We start from the raw sequence: 17,569 nt of genomic DNA, 5'->3' as shown, positions 1-17,569 counted from the left end.
GCGCGCGGCATGTCACATTGAGGGCTTACGGCTTGTAGGCTTCGACCGGGATGGTGATGGTCACTTCATCGCCGACGTAGGGGGCGTTCTTGCCCATGTTGAAGTCGGTGCGCTTGACCTTGGCGGTGGCGGTGGCGCCACAGGCATCTTTCTTCAGCATCGGGTGGGGCATGCAGTGGAAGGACACGACGGTCAGGGTGACCGGCTTGGTGATGCCCTTGAGGGTCAGGTTGCCGTCGATGGTGGCCGGAGCGTCACCCTTGAAGTTCACCTTGGTAGACTTGTAAGTGGCCGTCGGGAATTCGGCGGTGGCCAGGAAGTCAGCGCCCTGGATGTGCTGGTTGAACAGCGCGTAGCCGGTGTTCACCGAGGTGGTGTCGATGGTTACGTCCACCGAGCCGGTCTTGGCGGCGCGGTCGAGGGTGATGGTGCCGGTGGTCTTGTCGAAGCGCGACAGCTGCACCGAATAGCCGAGGTGGCTGTATTCGAAGCGCGGCAGGGTGTGGGTGCCCTCGATGGTGTAGGTCTCGGGAGCGGCGAAGGCGGCGGAGGAAATGCCGGCGGCGATGGCGAGAGCGATGAGCTTTTTCATGGGTTTTCCTTTTGAGTGAGGCTGTGGGGGTTGGGCTTTTACTTCTTGGCCGCGGCGGCCGGGGCTGCCACGACGTGGAACTTGATTTCGATTTCGTTGGCGACGGCGGACACATCGGCCCACGGGCCTTCGCCGATGTTGAAGTCCATGCGCTTGAGCACGAAGCCGCCGTCGAAGACGCCGTTGGCGCCATCCTGCTTGAAGGTGAAGGGGGCGACGATGTCGCGGGTCTGGCCCTTGATGGTCATCTTGCCGAGGGCTTCGTAGCGGTTGCCGCCGAGGGCCTTGACGCCGGACGACACGAACCTGGCGGTGGGGAAGGCCTTGACGTTGAACCACTGCTTGCCGACCACTTCGTCGTTGGCATCCTTCGAGCCGGCGTCGATGCTGGCCAGGTCGATCTCCAGCGTGGTGCTGGCGGCGGTGGGTTTGGCCGGGTCGAAGGCGATCTGGGTGGTGAACTTCTTGAAGCTGCCGGGCACCGGCACGCCCATCTGCTTGGAGCTGAAGGCGAGGCTGCTCCTGGCGGTATCCACTTGCTTGAATTCGACAGACTGGGCGGCACCGGCGAGGAGCAGGGCTGCGGCGGAAAGGGCGATGTGACGGATCTTCATGGGGCTCTCCTTGGAGTTTTCTGATTACTTGCCGAAGGGCAGCATGCGGCGCAGGGTGCTGTCCCGGTCGATGATGTGGTGCTTGAGGGCGCCGGCCACGTGCAGGCCGATAAGGCCGAACAGCACCCAGTTGAGGACTTCATGGACTTCCTTGAGGAGGTCGCCCAGCTCTTCGCTCTTGCCGATCAGGTCGGGGATCGGCAGCACGCCGAAATACACCACCTGGAAACCCTTGGCGGAACTCATCAGCCAGCCGCTGAGCGGCACCAGAAACATCAGCAGGTAGAGCAGGTGGTGGGTGCCTTCGGCAATCCTGTGCTGCCAGGCCGGCATGGGCAGGGCCTTGGGCGGCGTGTGGGTAAGGCGCCACAGCAGGCGCGGCACGAAGAGCAGCAGCACGGTCATGCCGATCCACTTGTGATACGAATAAAGCTTGAGCTTGTTGGGCGACAGGGGCAGCTCGTGCATGTAGAGGCCGAGCGGAAAGGCTGCCAGGATCAAGAAGGCGATGAGCCAGTGGGCGGCGATGGCCGGGCCCGAGTAGCGCTGGGTGTAACTCGACATGCTTATTGCTCCGTTTGGAAAGGGGTCTGGCTGCCTTCTTGCCACAGGTAGGCGTCCATGGCCAGACCGCCGTAGGTGTATTCGGGTTCCAGGCGCAGCGGGATTTCACCCGGATTGGCGGCGCCGAGGGCCGCAAACAGCGGCAGCAGGTGCTCTTCGCTGGGGTGGGCGGCTGCGCCCTGGGCGGCGAGGCGGCGGTATTCGAGCAGGGCCGGCCGGTCGTCGCGGGCGAGGGCGTCGCCAAGCCAGTTGGCGAAGCTGACGGCCTGGGGGAGCGGGGTGCTGTTGTCGCCCCAGGTGAGCCAGCCGAAGTTGTGGGTGACGGCACCGGAGGCGAGGATCAGCACGCCTTCGTCGCGCAGCGGGCGCAGGGCGGCGCCGATGCGCCGGTGCCAGTCGGTGCCGGCGAAGGGCTGCAGGGCCAGCTCGACCACCGGAATGTCGGCGTCCGGATACATGGCCTGCAGCGGAATCCAGGCGCCGTGGTCGAGGCCCCGGTCGGAGACTTCACCATTCGGCAGCTTTGCCGCAGTGAGCAGCTCGCGCACCCGGGCGGCCAGCGCCGGTGCGCCGGGGGCCTGGTACTGCATGGCGTACAGCGCGTCGGGAAAACCGCCGAAATCGTGGATGGTTTCGGGTGTGCGGGCCGTGCTGACGGTTGGTTCGCGAGCGGCCCAGTGGGCGGAGATCACCAGAATGGCGGTGGGGCGCGGCAGTTTGGCGCCGAGCTTTTCCCACAGATGCACGGTGGCACCGGGGTTGAGCAGTACGTCGGGGGCGCCGTGGGAGACGAAAAGAACGGGGTGACGGGCAGTCATGCTTTGTTCCTCGGGGCGAAATGCTCGTGGATCAGGCAGTCCAGGGATTTGGGCGGGTGGCCGACGAGGGCGGCGAAATCGTTGCCGGTGGCGGCCATGCGGCCTTCGGCGACGGCGGCAAACAGTTTGGCGAGGGCCGTGGCGAGCCAGATGGACAGACCATGTTTCACCAGTGCGGCGATGTAGTCGGTCTCCTGGACCGCTTTATAAACCAGTGACCGGCCGCTGGCGCGGGCGATCTTTGTGGCGATGCTGGCGTAGTCGGCAGCCACCTGGCCGGTCAGTTCATACACCTGCTTGTCGAGACGCGGGGCGAGGGCGGCGGCGGCGATGGCCTGAGCCAGATCGTCCCGCGACACCAGGCTTGCCGCGCCCTTGCCGGCGGGCAGGTAGAGCACGCCACCCTCCAGGGCCAGCCCGGCAATCATTGCCAAGCCTTCGGCATAGAGGGGCAGGCGCAGCAGCGTGTGGGCCAGGCCGCTATTGGCCAGTGCGGCTTCGGTGTCCCGATGGATGGCGGCGAACTCCGACGGCGAGTCGGCGGCCACGTCGAGGAAGCTGGTGTAGTAGACGTGCTGTATGCCGGCCCGTGCTGCAGCGCTCACCGCGTTGCGCTGTTGGACGATGCGTTGTTCCCGCGGGCCGTCGGTGGACACCAGAACGAGCCGCTCGACGCCGGCGAAGGCGTTGGCGAGGGTGTCCGGGTGGTCGAAGTTTCCGTGCCGTACTTCCACGCCCCGGGCCGCCAGGTCGGCGGCCTTGCCGGGGTCCCGCACGCTCACCGCCAGCTTGCCGGCCACGGGGGCCGGAGAGCGGGCGATGAGGTGCTGGACGATGCGCCGGCCAAGCTGGCCATTGGCGCCGGTTACGAGGATCACGGCGTTCTCTCTGTTTTGGTTGGGTATGGACTGCACTTTAGGCTTTCGATTCGCCCGGAAATAGCCTTTAATGGGGAAATCTTTGTTGCTGGATTTGAAACAATGGATCGACTGCATGGCATGGAAGTCTTCATCCGCGTGGCCGAGGCGGGCAGCTTCACGGCCGTCGCCGATCACCTGGGGCTGGCCCGTTCGGCGGTGACGCGCATCGTTGCGGCGCTGGAGGCGCACCTGGGTACCAAGCTGATCGCCCGCAGCACGCGCAGCCTCAAGCTCACGGCCGAAGGCGAGGTGTACCTGGAGCGCTGCCGGGAAATCCTCGATCTGGTGGGCGCTGCCGAGGGCGATTTGTCGGGCGGCGACCGTACTCCCCGCGGCCCGATCCGCCTCAGTGTGCCGGTGAGTTTCGGGGTGCGTCACCTGGCGCCGATGGTGGCCGATTTCGTGACGGTCTTTCCCGAGGTGAGCCTCGACATCGACTTCAACGACCGCCAGGTGAATCTCATCGAAAGCGGCCTCGACATGGCGATCCGCATCACCACCGCGCTCGACCCGACCCAGGTGGCGCGGCGCATCTGTTCGTCCCGGCTGCTGACGCTGGCCTCGCCGGAATACCTGGCGCGTCACGGTCGCCCGCAGGTGCCGGCCGATCTCGCCGGGCACCATTGTCTGGGCTACACCGGTACCGCCCGGGCGGCCTGGCCCTATCAGGTCAATGGCGAGCTGCTGTGGGTGCCGGTGAAAAGCCGGCTCCAGGCCAACAGCGGCGATGCCCTTGTGGATGTTTGCCAGCGTGGTCTGGGCATCACTCGGCAGCCGAGTTTCATTGCCGCCCCGGCCGTGCAGGCCGGCTTGCTCGAGGTGATTCTGGCGGAATACCCGAGCCCCGAACTGGGTATCTACGCAGTCTTTCCGAGCAACCGCTATCTGCCCACCCGGGTGCGAGCGCTGGCGGACTACCTGGCCGAGCGCATTGGCCCGGTGCCTTACTGGGATCAGGGGCTGCCCTGAGCGTGCCGGATTGCAGGGGGCCTTATCTTTGCTATAACACCATCATGACCGGCCCCGACAGAGAGAATCCTGACTGAACCAGGGGGCATAAGACTCCACCGCGTCGAGGCGGGTGCCGGGCAAGCAATCTTCCGGGAAGGGGATGCAGCCATGAAGCGCACCTGTCTGGCCGCGGTCGCGGTCGCCATTGCCGTGTTTGGGATCTGGCTCTTCACGCACTCCGCTGGATTCGACCCCGGTCTGACCCTCGCTCATGCGGCCGATATCCCGGCTGTGCAAGCCGCGCCGCCCATGCCACGGGTGCCGGAGGTCGGTCTGGTGGACCAGGATCTGCCCTACCGTGAATCGTGTGCCCGTGAAGGGCTCAGCGAATCCGAATGTGTCGGCCGCCTGATCTGGTTCAAGGCCACTGCCGGCAACGAACGTTTCCACACCTACACCTTCCAGCAGCGCGTCGGCGTGCTGGTGGACTGGTTCCGCGTGCTGCGCGCCGACCAGCGCGATGACCGCTTCTGGGCCTGGGGCATCATCAACGACCCGTCCTGCTGCAAGCCGGGCGATGCCAACTGCCCGGCCAAGTCATCCGACGAAACCTACGGCTTCGACTGGTGCCCCGGTGACGACGTGCTATTGAAATACGTCGGCAAGCCCGACTACGTGGACCCGGCCTGCGGCCTGAAGGACGCCGCCCTCGACCCGGACGACCCGCACAGCCAGGGCGGCAAGCTTGATCAGCGCCACACGGCTTGCGACCTGAAGTTCGGCACCTCTACCGGCGCGCTGGGCATTCGCAAGTTCCCGAATCCGCGCTTCGACGCCGAAAAATGGAAGGCCCTGAATGGTGGAAATGCCAGTTGGGTGGGCTTCGACCGCAAGATGGATGCGACAACCGGCATCGACTCCGACCGCCGGGTGAGCAAGCTGGCCGATGGCTCGGTCGAGCCGCCGTTCCTGATCGGTACCTCCTGCGGCTCCTGCCACATCGCCTTCGACCCGCTTAATCCGCCGGCCGATCCGGCGCATCCGCAGTGGGAAAACATCAAGGGTCTGGTGGGCAACCAGTACACCCGCATGTCCGAACTGCTCGGCTCGGGCATGCCCAAGTCGGCGCTGGAATACCAGATGTTCGCCCACGCGCGGCCGGGCGTTACCGACACCTCGGCGATCTCCCATGACCAGGTGAACAACCCGGGCAGCATCAACGCGCTGATCAACGTGGCCCAGCGCCCGGTGTTCAAGGGCGAGGCGGTGAGCAAGTGGCGCAAGGTGGCCGAGTGCGGTGCCGAGAAGGACGAAGCCAAATGCTGGTGCGAGCCTGGCCGGCAGGGCAAGTGCTGGCAGTTTTCCACCCGCAGCGATGATGTGACGCCGGTTTTTCTGGGCGGCGCCAAGGTGAATCTGCCGGGCGTGCATCACATTCTCAAGGGCGGCGAGGATTCCACCGGCGCCCACGAGGCGATTCAGCGCGTGTACTTCAACATCGGCTCCTGCTCCGAGCAGTGCTGGGTCAATCACTTTACCGACATGCGCCAGGTGGACCCGGAGCAGCGCGGCTTTGGCCAGACTGCCTTCAATGTCGGCCAGTGCCGGCGCGACTGCCCCAACTTCCGGGCCGTCGAGGACCGTCTGCAGAATCTCCTCGACTTCTTCGCCTCGGCCGAATCGGATGAAACCGACCTGCACGCGGCCCGCGCCAACGCCCGCAAGGCGAAGAACCCGGCGGCCGGCTACAGCCGCGCCGACCTGATCGCCGATCTCGACAAGGAATTCGGCAAAGGAGCCGTGGCGCGCGGTCAGACCGTGTTCGCCGAAAACTGCGCACGCTGCCATTCGAGCATTCCCGAAGCCGCTGGCGGGCCGTTCAAGGGGCGGGACTTTGCCGCGCCGAACGAGGCCCACCCGCGCAAGGTGCGCGCTGACTTCCTCGGCAACGACCAGGCCACGCCGATCACCGAAGTGGGCACCTTCCGCTGCCGCTCGCTGCATTCCAACCACCTGGCTGGTCATCTCTACCAGGAGTACGGCTCGGAGAGCATGCGCGGCCGGCCCAGTGTGGCCGACATTCCCGAGCGCGAAGACCTGAAGAACGGCGGCCGCGGCTACATGCGCAACATCTCGCTGGTGAATGTCTGGTTCACCGCGCCCTTCATGCACAACAACGCCATTGGGCCGGAGGTGTGCGGCAAGCCGGCCAACAAGGACAACGATTTCCACCGGGCCCGGTACGCCGGAGAGGACAACAAGCTGCTCGTCGAGCAGCCCGCCTGCGTGCGCTACGACCCGAGCGTGGACGGGCGTTTCGAACTCTACAAACGTTCCATGCACGAGCTGCTGCACCCGCAGGAGCGGGGCCGCAAGATCACTCTGACCAATTCGGATCTGCTCATCGACCTGGGTATCCGTCCGCTGGAGGGCAAAGTCGAGAAGCCGCTCGGAGGCTTCGGGCAGGTGAAGATTCCGATGGGGGCCAGCGCCGGCTTTCTCAATGGCCTGCTGCACAAGCAGCTGATCGGCGATCTCTTCCTCGCCAAGCGCGACCCGGCGCGGCTGGAGGCGGCCGGCAAGAAGGCCTTGGTGCCGACCCTGCAGGGCCTCGCCGACGAGGTGCTGAAGAACCCGGCGCGCTTCGTCGAGATTCTGCGCGAGAAGCGTGACTTCCTGGCCGCCAACTACCAAACCTGCGACCAGCTGGTGGAAAACGAAGGTCACCGCTTTGGCGAGGATCTTTCCGAAACCGACAAGAAGGCCATCACCGCCTTCCTCGCCACCCTGTGAGAGGAGAGAGCTGCCATGAAAGTCCGTACCGCAGTCATGCTCTCGCTGGCCTTCGCCCTTGGCGCCTGCAACAAGAATGTGCCGAAGCTGGATATCCCCTTTGCCAGCTGGGACAAGAGTTACCAGTCGAAGATGGATCTGGCCCAGGTGGAGTACAAGTACCCGATTCCCACTGTTGAGCTGGGCAAGGTCACGCCGGAATACCTGGCCACCCTCGATCAGGAACAGCTCGACCAGATCTACGCCCGCCTCACGGCCGGGCCGATCCCCGATGGCGCTTTCGACGGCCGGATCCTGCTGTCCCGCGGTGGTAGCGGCAAGTTCCGGCTGTCGGAGATTGTCGGCGGCTTTACCGGTCTGGGCCTGCACCTGAAGGGGCTCGTGCTCGAGGATGTGGGCGAAGCCCTGTGGCGCGGCAAGGTTTTCTATCGTCAGGAGGGCGTGCTGCGCAACCGCATCGAAGACCTGGGCGTGCTGAAAAAGATGGGCCTGGTGCAGGGCGAGCCGAAGAAGATGGACTTCAATGGCAAGCAGACCTGGCTGCTCTTTCCGGCCAAGCTCTACTGCGGCCAGAGCCTGCTGGATGCCCGCCGAGAATCGATCATCATCGACTACTTTTTTACCGACGAAATCCCCGGCTACCAGGAAAACCCGGATTACCTCGCCGGCCGCCGCGGCCTGCGCGTGCGCGACGAAATCCGCATGATCCGCCCCGGCTTTTACCTAGGTCGGGCCTACCTGGACAAGGGCTTTGCGCTGAACTTCACGCTCTACAACAAGGACATGGACGCGCAGGGCCGGGACGCTTTCGTGAAGACCGGGCAGGTGCAGGAAGACTGCTGGTCCGGCACCCAGGCGCGCAAGGTGCTGGCTGCGGCCGGCGGCTGAGGGGCGTCGGCGTGGAGCGCGGAGATGAAGGGCCGCGTCCTGTTCATCCGCCTGCTGCTGGCCGGCGTGTCGTCGATGCTGCCGGCGTGGGCGCTTGAGTCGCCGACATGGGTGGTGGACCCGGCGGCCCCTGGTGATCACCTGCCGCCGGTTGGCGGATCTCTTTTCGATGCCCTGTTTGCCGGCACGCGCGACGGTCGCGTCACCCACATGCTGCCCTTTCCGTTTGAAAAGCTGCTCGCCCGCGTGGACGCCCAACTGATTGGCGATCCGGCCAGCCTGCTGCCGCCCGCCAAGCGGGTGCTGATTCCCCTTGGTCGCTCCCTGCAGCGCACGGCGGCGGCGCCGGATTACTTCCGTTTTCCCCGCGTGGTGGTCGGCGTGGATTCGCCGCCCGTGCCGGGTGCGCTGTTGCTCAAGGACCGGCTCTACATCGGCTATCAGGAGAAGTCGGCGGTGCTGGAAGTCATCAGCTACAACGAGGCGGCGGGGCGCTTCGAGTTCCAGCTGGTCAAGGATTACCGCGCCGGTGGCAATCCGCAGGTTTTCTACGCCAACCGCAACATCTGCTTCGCCTGCCACCAGAACGCCGCACCGATCTTCTCGCGTGCCTTGTGGGACGAAACCAACGCCAATCCGCAGGTCGCTGCCACGCTGGCCCAGGTCGGGCGTCGCTTTTACGGCATTCCGGTGGGGCGCGGCGTGGATGTGCCCTACGCCATCGACAACGCGGTGCGCCGTGCCAACCGCTTCGCGCTGACCCAGCGCTTGTGGCGCGAGGGTTGTGGCGCTGGCGAGGTCGGCCTGCGCTGCCGGGCCGGGCTGTTCGAGGCCGCGCTGCGCCTGCGCCTGGCGGAGGGTCGGGCGGCGGCGCCGGATGCCGTATCCGAGGAGGTCGTCGCCGGCCCGCTGCGCGTGTCTGCGGCCCGCCTGTGGCCGACGGGTCTGGCCATCGGGCGTTCCGACCTGCCCAATCGCAACCCGCTGCAGGGCCTGACTCGCTGGCCGGAGGAGGGCGCCGCGCGTGTCGCTCGCTCCCATGTGGCGGCGCGCTTCGATGCGCTGCTGCCGCGGTCGCCCGATACCGTGTGGCGCGGCGAGGCCCCGGACGCGCTTGCCGAGGCGGTGGTCGGCGTGGCGGAATTCGTGGCCGACGGTGACTGGCTGCGTTTAAAGGCTGCACTGGTCCGGCGCCCCCAAAGGCTGGCCAGTGCCATGGCGGCGGTGGTGGCCAGCCCGGCGGGCCGAAGCCTGCTGGCGGATCAGCCGATTCCTCGCGCCGGCCTGATCGCTGCGCTGCTCACGGCCCTGGGCGAAGCGCCTCGCAAATCGTCGCCAACCCTGTGGCCAGCGGCCCGGCTGGAATTGCCGGCCAGTCCGCCCAACTCGACCGCCAGCGGACCGCTTCCCGCCGCCCTGGCCGGCTTCCACGCCTGGTGCGCGGCCTGCCACCTGAGCGCCGAACGTTTTCCGCCCAACTTTCTGCATGGCCCGGCGGCCGGGCTGGAGGCTCGCATCCGCCAGTGCGCGCCGCGCATCTACGTGCGCCTCGCGATGGCGCGGCGGCCGCTCGCCGAACGGGACAAGACGCCGATGCCGCCTGAAACCCTGTTGCCAGCCTTCCGGACCCATGCAGCCGCGTGGGCCGTGAGCCCCGAACGGGCGGCGCTGGAGGGGGTGGTGGCCGCCCAGCTCAAGGCCGAAAGTGGCCGCGATCCCGATCTTGAGACCTTGCTGGCCGACGGTTATGAAGCCCTACGCCCCTGTCTCGCCACCGATCAATAAGCGAGGAGACGATCATGTCCCGCCGTACCGTGATTTTCCCCGCCCCCTGGAAACGGCGCTTCCTCATTCTCTTTGCGCTGACAGTGATCCTGCCGGCAACGATCGTCCTGTGGCTGGCGGGCCGTTTCGGCGGCGACTATCCGGTGGATTACGCCGATCCGGTGGAGCACTTCAAGTATGGTTCCACCGGCGGCGAGCACGAAATGGGCTTTCCGTACTGGATCTGGCGAGCGCTGCCGGAGGTGTGCGGCCAGTACCTGCCGGGCAAGGGCTACCAGTCCATCGGCATGCTTTACGAGACGGGCCCGGATGGCCGCCTCAAGGATCTGCCGGTGGGCACCTCGAAGCGCCGTTACCAAGGGATCGACCGGGTTTTCGTCAATTGCGCGGTGTGCCACACCAGTACCGTACGCGCCGCGCCGGACAAGCCGGCACTGCTGGTGAGCGGGATGCCGGCGGCGCTCTTCAACATGCAGGCCTTTGAGACCTTCTTCTTCCGTTGCGCCGCCGATCCCAAGTTTTCCAAGGAATACCTGATTCCCGAGATCCAGCGCCAGGGCGCCAACCTCGATCTGCTCGACCGCTACGTGGTGTATCCGGTGGCCATCGCCATCATGCGTGACCGGGTGCTGGCCCTGAAAGGGCGCTTCGAGTGGGTTTTTCAGCAGAAGGCGTGGGGGCCGGGGCGGGTTGATACCTTCAATTCCGCCAAGGTGATCTTCAACTTTCCGATGCACCTGCTCGACCCGAAGGAGCTTGATGCACCGGCCGATTTTCCGTCGATCTGGCTGCAGCGCCCGCGCCGCGAGCCCCGCGCCATGGAACTGCACTGGGATGGCAACAACACGGATATGACTGAGCGCAACAAGAGCGCCGCCTTCGGCACCGGTACCACGCCGCCGACCATCGACATTCAGCGCATCAAGCGGGTGGAAGAGTGGATTCTCGATGCGCAGCCGCCGGCGTTCAGCGCGCTCTTCCCCGTCGATCAGGCTCTGGCTGGGCGTGGTGCGCCGATCTACAAGGAATATTGCGCGGTCTGTCATGGCGTTTCGGGGCGGGATTTCAGCGGGGATTATGTGGGGCGCGTGACGCCCATCGGCGCCATCGCCACCGACCGCCGCCGGCTGGATTCCTACACTTACACGCTGGCGGTCAACCAGGCCGCGCTCTACGCCGGCTATCCGTGGCGCTTCACCCAGTTCCGCAAGACCTTTGGCTACGCCAACATGCCTCTCGACGGCCTGTGGCTGCGGGCGCCTTACCTGCACAACGGCTCGGTGCCCAGCCTGCGCGACCTGCTGGAGCCGGCGGCGCGGCGGCCGGCGGTGTTTTGGCGCGGCAACGATGTGTTCGATCCGCAGAAAGTCGGCTTTGTATCGGATCTGCCCGAGGCGGCGGGGCGCCAGTTTTTCCGCTTCGATACGGCGGTGGCCGGCAACGGCAACGCCGGCCATGAGGGGCGGCCCTACGGCACCGAGTTGAGCGATGAGGACAAGACGGCCCTCGTCGAATTCCTTAAAACCTTCTGAGCGGGAGCCTGCCATGCATGCAGAACATCGGATAAGCCGGCGCAGCGGGAAGAGGGCGGCTCTGGCGGGGTTGATCCTTCTGCTCATTGCCGGCGCCTATCTGGGCTGGAGTCGCGGCTTTCGGGAAGAGCCCCAGCCGGCATGGGTTTTTGAAACGCCGGAAAGCCGCTTCAAATACGGTTCGATCGGTGCCGAGCACGATGCCGGGATTCCGTACTGGATCTTCTATGTGCTGCCGCGGATCTTCCCCGAGAAGTTCCGTCAGGACGGGCAGGTGGTTGCCGGTGGCTATGCAGCGCTGGGCGTGGCTTGGGAGGAGGGCCAGGAACTGCCGGTCGGCTTCACCAAAAAAACCATCGGCTTTCCCCGTGTCGCCAACAACTGCGCCGCCTGCCACACCACCAGCTACCGCCGGAGTGTCGATTCGAGCCCGGTCTTCGTGACTGCCGGGCCGGGCCACACAGTCAACATCCAGAACTTCTTCCGCCTGCTCATCGACTGCGCCAAGGACCCGCGCTTCGACGCCGACATCCTGATGGCGGAGATCAATCGGGTCACCAGTCTGGACGTTATCGACAGGCTGCTCTATCGCTTCCTCATCATTCCGATCACCAAAAAGCGCCTGCTCGAGCGGGAGGCCCAGTTCGAATGGCTGTACCGGCCGGATTTTCCCGACTGGGGCCGCGGCCGCGACGATGCCATGAACCTCACCAAGTACTTCATGATCCGCGCGCCGATGGACGATACCTTCGGCCCCACTGACATCCCGGCCATCTGGAAGCTCGGCAAGTACCCGTGGGACAAGGGCCATCGCCTCAACTACGCGGGCGACAGCCATGACGTGCATTCGGTGGTGATCGATTCGGCCCTCGGCGTGCTCGGCGCCGCGCCGGCCGACAAGGCGGATTTTCTCGGGCAGGTGAAATGGCTGGAGGACTATCTGACCCGGCTGCCGCCACCCGACTATCCTTTCCCTGTCGACGCCGCCCGCGCGGCCGCCGGCAAGCTGGTCTTCGAGGCCCAGTGCGCCACCTGCCATGCCAGCGAACGCACCGGCCGCCCGGCGGCGCTCGCCGAGGTCGGTACCGACCGGGGCCGACTCGACTCGTGGAACAAGGATGCGGCGATCAAGGCCAACAAGGTTGTCGCCGGCATGGGCATCGAACGCCGCGGGCTGGTCGAGGAAGACCTGATCGGCTACAGGATCCCCTTCCTCGACGGCATCTGGATTCGTGCCCCTTACCTGCACAACGGCGCGGTGCCGACCCTGCGTGACCTGCTGGAGCCGGCGGCCAGCCGGCCGAAAGTCTTCTGGCGCGGCTACGACGTGTACGACCCGCAGCGGGTCGGCTTTGTCTCCGATGGTGAGGCGGCCCGCCGGGAGGGCTCGCGCATGGATACCGGCGCGAAGGGGGGCAGCAACCAGGGGCACGAGTTTGGCACCGGACTTTCGGTGGCCGACAAGGAGGCGCTTATCGAATATCTGAAGACGCTTTGAAAGGCTGGCGGGATTCATCGGCTGCGCCTAAGATTGCGCGGCCGGTTCGGGGTGTTAGCGTCGTGCCGGCCCACAACAAGACCATTTTCAATTCCCCTGGAGTGCCTCCATGTCCAATACCGTTACCCTCGGCGGCAATGCCGTGCAAGTCGAAGGCGATCTGCCGCAAAAGGGCCAGACCGCCCCGGCCTTCACCCTCGTCGCCAAGGATCTCGCCGACACCCCGCTGGCCAGCTTTGCCGGCAAGCGCAAGGTGCTGAACATTTTCCCGAGCGTCGACACGCCCACCTGCGCTACCTCCGTGCGCAAGTTCAACCAGTCCGCCAATGATCTGCCCAACACCGTGGTGCTGTGCATTTCGGCCGACCTGCCCTTCGCCCAGTCACGCTTCTGTGGCGCCGAAGGCCTGGCCAACGTGGTGACCCTGTCCACCCTGCGTGGTGCAGACTTCATCAAGAATTACGGTGTGGCGCTCGCCAGCGGCCCGCTGGCCGGCCTGACCGCCCGCGCGGTGGTCGTCCTCGACGAGAACGACAAGGTGCTGCATTCCGAACTCGTTGCCGAAATCAAGAACGAGCCGGATTACGCCGCCGCCCTGGCTGCTCTGGCCTGATTGATGAATCGCGCATGACGGGGCAGGGTTCGTCCTGTTCCGCTCATGCGTGTCTGGCGGTTCAGCGCAGCAGGTAAGCCACGCCGACGCCAATGGCCACCAGCGTGGCAACCAGCACTGCTCCGGCGGCCACATCCTTCGCCACGCCGATTTCCGGGTGATGTTCCGGATGAAGGCGGTCAGCCAGTGTCTCGACCGCTGTATTGGCCAGCTCTGCCACCAGCACCAGACCGACGGCTACGCCGATCACTGCCCACCACACGGGTGGCGCATCGGTTGCCGCCAGAAAAATCCCGACGCCAACCACCGCCAGTCCGTGCGTGCGCATGCTCTGCTCGCGGCGGAAGGCCGTGATGATGCCGTTCAGCGCGTAGCCGAAGCGCCGCAGGAAACCTTGTCCTTTCATTTGGACAAATGTACGTCAACGCCCATGCGGCAGCATGGAAAAAGAAAGCCCGGGTGGCATCTGTTGCGCGTTTGTGGCGCAGAGCGGAAATCCTGGCGTGAACAGTTCAGCGGGAAATAAAGGGCACTACGTCCTGCGCGTGCTTTTTGGCCAGTTTGGCGGCCTTTTTTTCCTTGGGGTTCAGTGCCGGCTGTTTCTTCTGTTCTTTGGTGGTTTGTTTGGCCTTGGTCATGATCGTGCTCCTGGTAAGCACCCGCGAACGCAGGTGCCATTCCACTATAGGCCGATGGGCGGGTGGAAACCGTCCGACGACAAATAGTCTGCCTGGCAGCCTCTTGCCAGCGGGTGATGCCTGGGTTTCGCACTATTTAGGGGCCGAACGAGAAAAGACTTGGCATTCATCGAAGAACAGGCTAATATTCTCTTTCTCTGACGCGGGGTGGAGCAGTCTGGCAGCTCGTCGGGCTCATAACCCGAAGGTCGCAGGTTCAAATCCTGCCCCCGCAACCCAATTAAGCAAAATGCCCAATCACTTCGGTGGTTGGGCATTTTGCTTTGTGGCTTCGAATTCAAAGTTCAGCAGCACCTCGTCGCCGACGAGGGCGCGCTCGACGCCGTAGTTCATGCCCCACTGGCTGCGGCGTATCGTCGTGCTCGCCGACAGGCCCAGCGTGTGCCGGCCGTGACCGAAGGGGTAGCTGGCGGCCTTGTTGAGCGTTATGTCCAGGCTGACCGGGCGGGTTTGCCCGAGCAGCGTCAGTTTGCCGGCGAGCTTGCCGCTTGCTGGACTCGTCGGCGTATAGCCGGTGGCCTCGAAGATGATCTCCGGGTAGTGCTTTGCATCCAGGAAGTCGCTCTCGCGGATGTGGTTGTCGCGGGCCTTGTGATTGCTGAATGCGCTGTCGGCGGCAACCACGACACGACCGGACACCAGTTGGCGGTTTTCCTCGTCATAGACAAACTCGCCGGCCCCCTTGAGGAACAGGCCGAGGATCGACGCGTAGCCGATATGCTCGACCTTGAAACCGATGGAGAAGTGGTCGGGGTCGATGGTATAGCTGCGCGGTTCGGCAACGGCGGTGCCGCTTAGCAGGCCGCCCGCCAGAATGATCGTGGCGGATCTGCGCAGGGCACGCACGGAAAGGGAGTTCAAGGCCATGACACAGGCTCCTCGCAGCGAGAATGCAGGTGGGCGGGAAATCCGCAGTAAAGCCAGTATAGATCCGTGTCTGTCGGCCGCTTGCTGCCATGCTCAGGCTGGCGGCAGCGCCAGCAGGTCGAGATGCCCCACGGTCAGCAAAAGTTGGCGGGATGCTATCTGCGCCGTGCGTTCGTCCGACCACTTGGCAAACAGGGGTGATGCCGTCGGTTCCGTAGCACAGGCCACGGCGAGGGATTCCTCCACCATCTTCAGCAGCATGTCGCGCTGGTCTGCGCCGATGTGCCAGTCGCTGCGTGCGGTTCTCACCAGGTAGCCGTGGGCGGTGAGTCGATCGGCCAGACAGGGGGTGGCGGCGCTGCCGAGGGAGGCGCCGAAGCCCTTGTCGCCAGACTGGTGGCGCAGAAAAGCGTCGTGAATGAACTTGTCGGCGGGCAGGCGTGGAAGCCAGTCCCGCTGTCCGTCCACCGTCAGCGTTGCCAGCAGGGGGCGGCGGGCGTGGGCCAGCAGGGCGCCCAGCCGGTCCAGCCAGGCGGCCGACACCAAGTCGAGGAAGGCCGTTGTGGTGACGCCATCGAATCCGGCCAGCTCAAGTTGTTCAAGCGACTGGGCCAGATCGAGCAGATGCCCGCGTACGCGCCAGCGGGCGCTGCCGGTGTCCACCGACAGCCCGCCTTCAAGGGCGTGGCAAGACCAACCCTGGTCGGTGGCCCAGCGGGCAATCTGCGCCTGTTGGGCGTCCAGCAAAACGGGGTCGTGATCCACCAGCAGCCAGTCCTGGTCGCCGTGCAGCAACGGGGCCAGGGCCCGGAAGTTGGCGCCGGCGCCGGCGGCGAGATCGATGATTCGCAGGGGGCCATTGGCACTGCTGGCGACGGCTGCACAAAACTGGGCGGCGAGGGTGCCGCTCCGTGCGGCCAGGTCGAAGGGCTCGCGCTGGTGCAGCCAGTTTGCGTCGAATCCGCTCATGCGGCGACCCGATCAAGGGCGGCGGCCCAGGTGTCGACGGCCTCGTCCCAGTCGGGAAGCTGCGTTGCGGCCTGCATGGCGCCTGCGGCCAGTCGGGCGCGCAGGCTGTCATCGGAGAGGACGCGTCGTAGCGCCTCGCTCAGCGTCGCGCTGTCGCCCGGGGGCGTGAGCAGGGCGGCAGCGGCCGGAACCGTGTCCGGAATGGCGCCGCCGGTGGTGGCGATGACGGGCAGGCCGTGGGCCAGTGCTTCGGCGAAAACCATGCCGTAACCTTCGTGATAGGAGGGCAGAACGAAGAGATCGGCGCCCCGGTAGGCCGCGGCCAGTGCTGCGGCCGGCTGTTCGCCGAGTAGTGTGACCCGGTCGTCGAGGTGTTGGGCGCGAATGGCCCGGGCGACGGCCGCGGCGGCGGCGGGGTCGCGATTCAGACTGCCGATGCAGTGCAGTTGCCAGTCCAGATCGCGCAGTTTGGCCAGCGCCTCGATGAGCAGCAGATGGCCCTTGCGCGGCGTCACGGTGCCGACGGCGAGCAGTTGCAGCGGGCCTTGTGTCGAGCGCATGGCGGCGCTCCGGGGCCGGGCGGTGCCCGGTTTGGCGACGGCGACGTGATCTGCCGGGAGGCCGGCGGCGATGAGTGCCCTGGCCGTGTGTTCGCCGGGGCAGATGGCGCCTCGCAGCAGCGGCAGGAGTGTCGCTTCAAGGGTGGCATAACGGTCGACCTCGGCCGGGCTCAGGCCGGTTTCGAGGGACAGGGTGTGATGGATGAAGCCGATCAGGCGCAGGCGCTGCGCTTCCGACGGGAGGCATGCGGCGAAGGCGGGCAGGGCCAGGCCGTCGATAACCGCCAGGCTGCCGCTCGGCAACCCGGCCAGCGCCGCCGAGGCGGCTGTCCGCGCTGCGTCATCCGCGTCGGGATAGCGGCCGGCCAGCTCGATCAGTGTGACCTGGCGGCCCCGGGCCCGCAGGCCGTCAACCACCTGGCGGTCGTAGAGATAACCGCCGGTGATCTGATCCAGTGGCCCGGGTACCAGGAAAGCCAGATTCATTCGCGCAGGCTGCCTTCGAAGCTGGCCCAGGCCACCGGCGATTCGCGCAGTACCACGCGCAGGGATTCCAGCGCGTCGGCCGTATCGGGGCCGATGGCACCCTCGGCAACCCGCGCCTTCAGGCGCGCGAAGATCACCCCGGCCATGACTTCGGTGGTGGTGTTCTTGCCGCTCAGTTCCGGCACCGTGTCGAGGTTCTTGAAGTTGAACTCACCCAGCACTTCCTTCAGGACGGTCAGGGCCAGGCCGATGTCGCAGACCAGACCGTTCCGGTCCAGTTCGCGGCGCCGGAACTCGACCTCAACGCCGTAGGTGGCGCCGTGCAACTGCTGGGCCGGGCCGAAGATTTCGCCCCGGAAACTGTGGGCGATCATGATGTGGTCGGAAACGGCAAGGCTATACATCGGGGAAAACTCCAGGT

The 17,569-nt window shown here is 65.7% G+C and carries 18 protein-coding genes and 1 tRNA gene; 8 read left to right on the top strand and 11 right to left on the bottom strand.

From position 1 onward, the window contains the following. Nucleotides 1-25: 25 nt before the first annotated feature. Genes ETQ85_RS16180 through ETQ85_RS16160 form a run of 5 tightly spaced genes read right to left on the bottom strand, consistent with a single transcriptional unit; the run spans nucleotide 26 to nucleotide 3,466 of the window. Complete coding sequence (locus ETQ85_RS16180) at nucleotides 26-592, bottom strand: YceI family protein (RefSeq protein WP_148580115.1); 567 nt, start codon at nucleotides 590-592, stop codon at nucleotides 26-28. 38 nt (nucleotides 593-630) lie between these two features. Then, nucleotides 631-1,206, bottom strand: a complete 576-nt coding sequence (locus tag ETQ85_RS16175) for a YceI family protein (RefSeq protein ID WP_148580114.1) — start codon at nucleotides 1,204-1,206, stop codon at nucleotides 631-633. Nucleotides 1,207-1,230: 24 nt separating this feature from the next. After that, the gene (locus tag ETQ85_RS16170) at nucleotides 1,231-1,770 is read right to left on the bottom strand and encodes a cytochrome b (RefSeq protein WP_148580113.1); all 540 of its coding nucleotides are present in this window, start codon (nucleotides 1,768-1,770) and stop codon (nucleotides 1,231-1,233) included. Between the two features lie 2 nt (nucleotides 1,771-1,772). Continuing rightward, nucleotides 1,773-2,588, bottom strand: a complete 816-nt coding sequence (locus tag ETQ85_RS16165; RefSeq protein WP_148580112.1) for a DODA-type extradiol aromatic ring-opening family dioxygenase — start codon at nucleotides 2,586-2,588, stop codon at nucleotides 1,773-1,775. Further along, nucleotides 2,585-3,466 carry an SDR family oxidoreductase gene (locus tag ETQ85_RS16160; RefSeq protein WP_148580111.1) on the bottom strand — a complete coding sequence of 294 codons (882 nt, stop codon included), beginning with the start codon at nucleotides 3,464-3,466 and terminating at the stop codon, nucleotides 2,585-2,587. The genes ETQ85_RS16165 and ETQ85_RS16160 overlap by 4 nt, the downstream gene beginning before the upstream one ends. Before the next feature lie 102 nt (nucleotides 3,467-3,568). On the opposite strand from ETQ85_RS16160, the gene ETQ85_RS16155 reads away from it, so the two are divergent. From ETQ85_RS16155 to tpx, 7 genes are all read left to right on the top strand, one after another. After that, nucleotides 3,569-4,477: a LysR family transcriptional regulator gene (locus ETQ85_RS16155; protein WP_148580110.1), complete on the top strand. Its 909-nt coding sequence runs from the start codon at nucleotides 3,569-3,571 to the stop codon at nucleotides 4,475-4,477. 150 nt (nucleotides 4,478-4,627) lie between these two features. Further along, entirely contained in the window at nucleotides 4,628-7,252 is a 2,625-nt protein-coding gene (locus ETQ85_RS16150) for a c-type cytochrome (protein WP_148580109.1), read from the top strand. Nucleotides 7,253-7,267: 15 nt separating this feature from the next. Next, on the top strand, nucleotides 7,268-8,140 hold the full coding sequence (locus ETQ85_RS16145) for a hypothetical protein (RefSeq protein WP_148580108.1): 873 nt from the start codon (nucleotides 7,268-7,270) through the stop codon (nucleotides 8,138-8,140). A 24-nt stretch (nucleotides 8,141-8,164) separates the two neighbouring features. Continuing rightward, nucleotides 8,165-9,925 carry a hypothetical protein gene (locus ETQ85_RS16140; RefSeq protein WP_148580107.1) on the top strand — a complete coding sequence of 587 codons (1,761 nt, stop codon included), beginning with the start codon at nucleotides 8,165-8,167 and terminating at the stop codon, nucleotides 9,923-9,925. A gap of 14 nt (nucleotides 9,926-9,939) precedes the next feature. Then, entirely contained in the window at nucleotides 9,940-11,457 is a 1,518-nt protein-coding gene (locus ETQ85_RS16135; protein WP_148580106.1) for a c-type cytochrome, read from the top strand. Between the two features lie 13 nt (nucleotides 11,458-11,470). Beyond that, entirely contained in the window at nucleotides 11,471-12,955 is a 1,485-nt protein-coding gene (locus ETQ85_RS16130; protein ID WP_148580105.1) for a c-type cytochrome, read from the top strand. Between the two features lie 109 nt (nucleotides 12,956-13,064). Continuing rightward, complete coding sequence (gene tpx, locus ETQ85_RS16125; RefSeq protein ID WP_148580104.1) at nucleotides 13,065-13,568, top strand: thiol peroxidase; 504 nt, start codon at nucleotides 13,065-13,067, stop codon at nucleotides 13,566-13,568. Between the two features lie 61 nt (nucleotides 13,569-13,629). On the opposite strand, the gene ETQ85_RS16120 is transcribed toward tpx, so the two are convergent. Then, the gene (locus ETQ85_RS16120) at nucleotides 13,630-13,974 is read right to left on the bottom strand and encodes a diacylglycerol kinase (protein ID WP_148580103.1); all 345 of its coding nucleotides are present in this window, start codon (nucleotides 13,972-13,974) and stop codon (nucleotides 13,630-13,632) included. 106 nt (nucleotides 13,975-14,080) lie between these two features. Beyond that, nucleotides 14,081-14,206 carry a hypothetical protein gene (locus ETQ85_RS27295; RefSeq protein WP_281283103.1) on the bottom strand — a complete coding sequence of 42 codons (126 nt, stop codon included), beginning with the start codon at nucleotides 14,204-14,206 and terminating at the stop codon, nucleotides 14,081-14,083. Between the two features lie 201 nt (nucleotides 14,207-14,407). Here ETQ85_RS27295 and ETQ85_RS16115 point away from each other — a divergent pair. Beyond that, nucleotides 14,408-14,481 (top strand) — tRNA-Met (locus tag ETQ85_RS16115). A gap of 22 nt (nucleotides 14,482-14,503) precedes the next feature. Here the strand turns inward: ETQ85_RS16115 and ETQ85_RS16110 are convergent. From ETQ85_RS16110 to ETQ85_RS16095, 4 genes are all read right to left on the bottom strand, one after another. Further along, the gene (locus tag ETQ85_RS16110; protein WP_148580102.1) at nucleotides 14,504-15,133 is read right to left on the bottom strand and encodes a YceI family protein; all 630 of its coding nucleotides are present in this window, start codon (nucleotides 15,131-15,133) and stop codon (nucleotides 14,504-14,506) included. A gap of 93 nt (nucleotides 15,134-15,226) precedes the next feature. Beyond that, nucleotides 15,227-16,102, bottom strand: a complete 876-nt coding sequence (locus tag ETQ85_RS16105) for a class I SAM-dependent methyltransferase (protein ID WP_148580101.1) — start codon at nucleotides 16,100-16,102, stop codon at nucleotides 15,227-15,229. Continuing rightward, a complete protein-coding gene (locus ETQ85_RS16100) occupies nucleotides 16,099-17,148 on the bottom strand; it encodes a glycosyltransferase family 4 protein (RefSeq protein ID WP_148580100.1) in 1,050 nt (349 codons plus the stop codon). Before ETQ85_RS16100 ends, ETQ85_RS16105 begins: the two co-directional genes overlap by 4 nt. After that, nucleotides 17,145-17,552, bottom strand: a complete 408-nt coding sequence (locus tag ETQ85_RS16095) for a 6-pyruvoyl trahydropterin synthase family protein (protein WP_148580099.1) — start codon at nucleotides 17,550-17,552, stop codon at nucleotides 17,145-17,147. Before ETQ85_RS16095 ends, ETQ85_RS16100 begins: the two co-directional genes overlap by 4 nt. Nucleotides 17,553-17,569: the final 17 nt, after the last annotated feature.

This window comes from Zoogloea oleivorans (genome assembly GCF_008107625.1).
Taxonomy (GTDB): domain Bacteria; phylum Pseudomonadota; class Gammaproteobacteria; order Burkholderiales; family Rhodocyclaceae; genus Zoogloea; species Zoogloea oleivorans.
The sequence above is the reverse complement of the archived record's forward strand: the minus strand, read 5'-3'. Positions and strand labels throughout refer to the sequence as shown.

What these genes read in the sequence shown, in the direction of transcription:
- ETQ85_RS16180 (WP_148580115.1), bottom strand. Translation starts at nt 592, where the DNA reads ATGAAAAAGCTCATCGCTCTCGCCATCGCCGCCGGCATTTCCTCCGCC.
- ETQ85_RS16175 (WP_148580114.1), bottom strand. Translation starts at nt 1,206, where the DNA reads ATGAAGATCCGTCACATCGCCCTTTCCGCCGCAGCCCTGCTCCTCGCC.
- ETQ85_RS16170 (WP_148580113.1), bottom strand. Translation starts at nt 1,770, where the DNA reads ATGTCGAGTTACACCCAGCGCTACTCGGGCCCGGCCATCGCCGCCCAC.
- ETQ85_RS16165 (WP_148580112.1), bottom strand. Translation starts at nt 2,588, where the DNA reads ATGACTGCCCGTCACCCCGTTCTTTTCGTCTCCCACGGCGCCCCCGAC.
- ETQ85_RS16155 (WP_148580110.1), top strand. Translation starts at nt 3,569, where the DNA reads ATGGATCGACTGCATGGCATGGAAGTCTTCATCCGCGTGGCCGAGGCG.
- ETQ85_RS16150 (WP_148580109.1), top strand. Translation starts at nt 4,628, where the DNA reads ATGAAGCGCACCTGTCTGGCCGCGGTCGCGGTCGCCATTGCCGTGTTT.
- ETQ85_RS16145 (WP_148580108.1), top strand. Translation starts at nt 7,268, where the DNA reads ATGAAAGTCCGTACCGCAGTCATGCTCTCGCTGGCCTTCGCCCTTGGC.
- ETQ85_RS16140 (WP_148580107.1), top strand. Translation starts at nt 8,165, where the DNA reads ATGAAGGGCCGCGTCCTGTTCATCCGCCTGCTGCTGGCCGGCGTGTCG.
- ETQ85_RS16135 (WP_148580106.1), top strand. Translation starts at nt 9,940, where the DNA reads ATGTCCCGCCGTACCGTGATTTTCCCCGCCCCCTGGAAACGGCGCTTC.
- ETQ85_RS16130 (WP_148580105.1), top strand. Translation starts at nt 11,471, where the DNA reads ATGCATGCAGAACATCGGATAAGCCGGCGCAGCGGGAAGAGGGCGGCT.
- tpx (WP_148580104.1), top strand. Translation starts at nt 13,065, where the DNA reads ATGTCCAATACCGTTACCCTCGGCGGCAATGCCGTGCAAGTCGAAGGC.
- ETQ85_RS16120 (WP_148580103.1), bottom strand. Translation starts at nt 13,974, where the DNA reads ATGAAAGGACAAGGTTTCCTGCGGCGCTTCGGCTACGCGCTGAACGGC.
- ETQ85_RS27295 (WP_281283103.1), bottom strand. Translation starts at nt 14,206, where the DNA reads ATGACCAAGGCCAAACAAACCACCAAAGAACAGAAGAAACAGCCGGCA.
- ETQ85_RS16110 (WP_148580102.1), bottom strand. Translation starts at nt 15,133, where the DNA reads ATGGCCTTGAACTCCCTTTCCGTGCGTGCCCTGCGCAGATCCGCCACG.
- ETQ85_RS16105 (WP_148580101.1), bottom strand. Translation starts at nt 16,102, where the DNA reads ATGAGCGGATTCGACGCAAACTGGCTGCACCAGCGCGAGCCCTTCGAC.
- ETQ85_RS16100 (WP_148580100.1), bottom strand. Translation starts at nt 17,148, where the DNA reads ATGAATCTGGCTTTCCTGGTACCCGGGCCACTGGATCAGATCACCGGC.
- ETQ85_RS16095 (WP_148580099.1), bottom strand. Translation starts at nt 17,552, where the DNA reads ATGTATAGCCTTGCCGTTTCCGACCACATCATGATCGCCCACAGTTTC.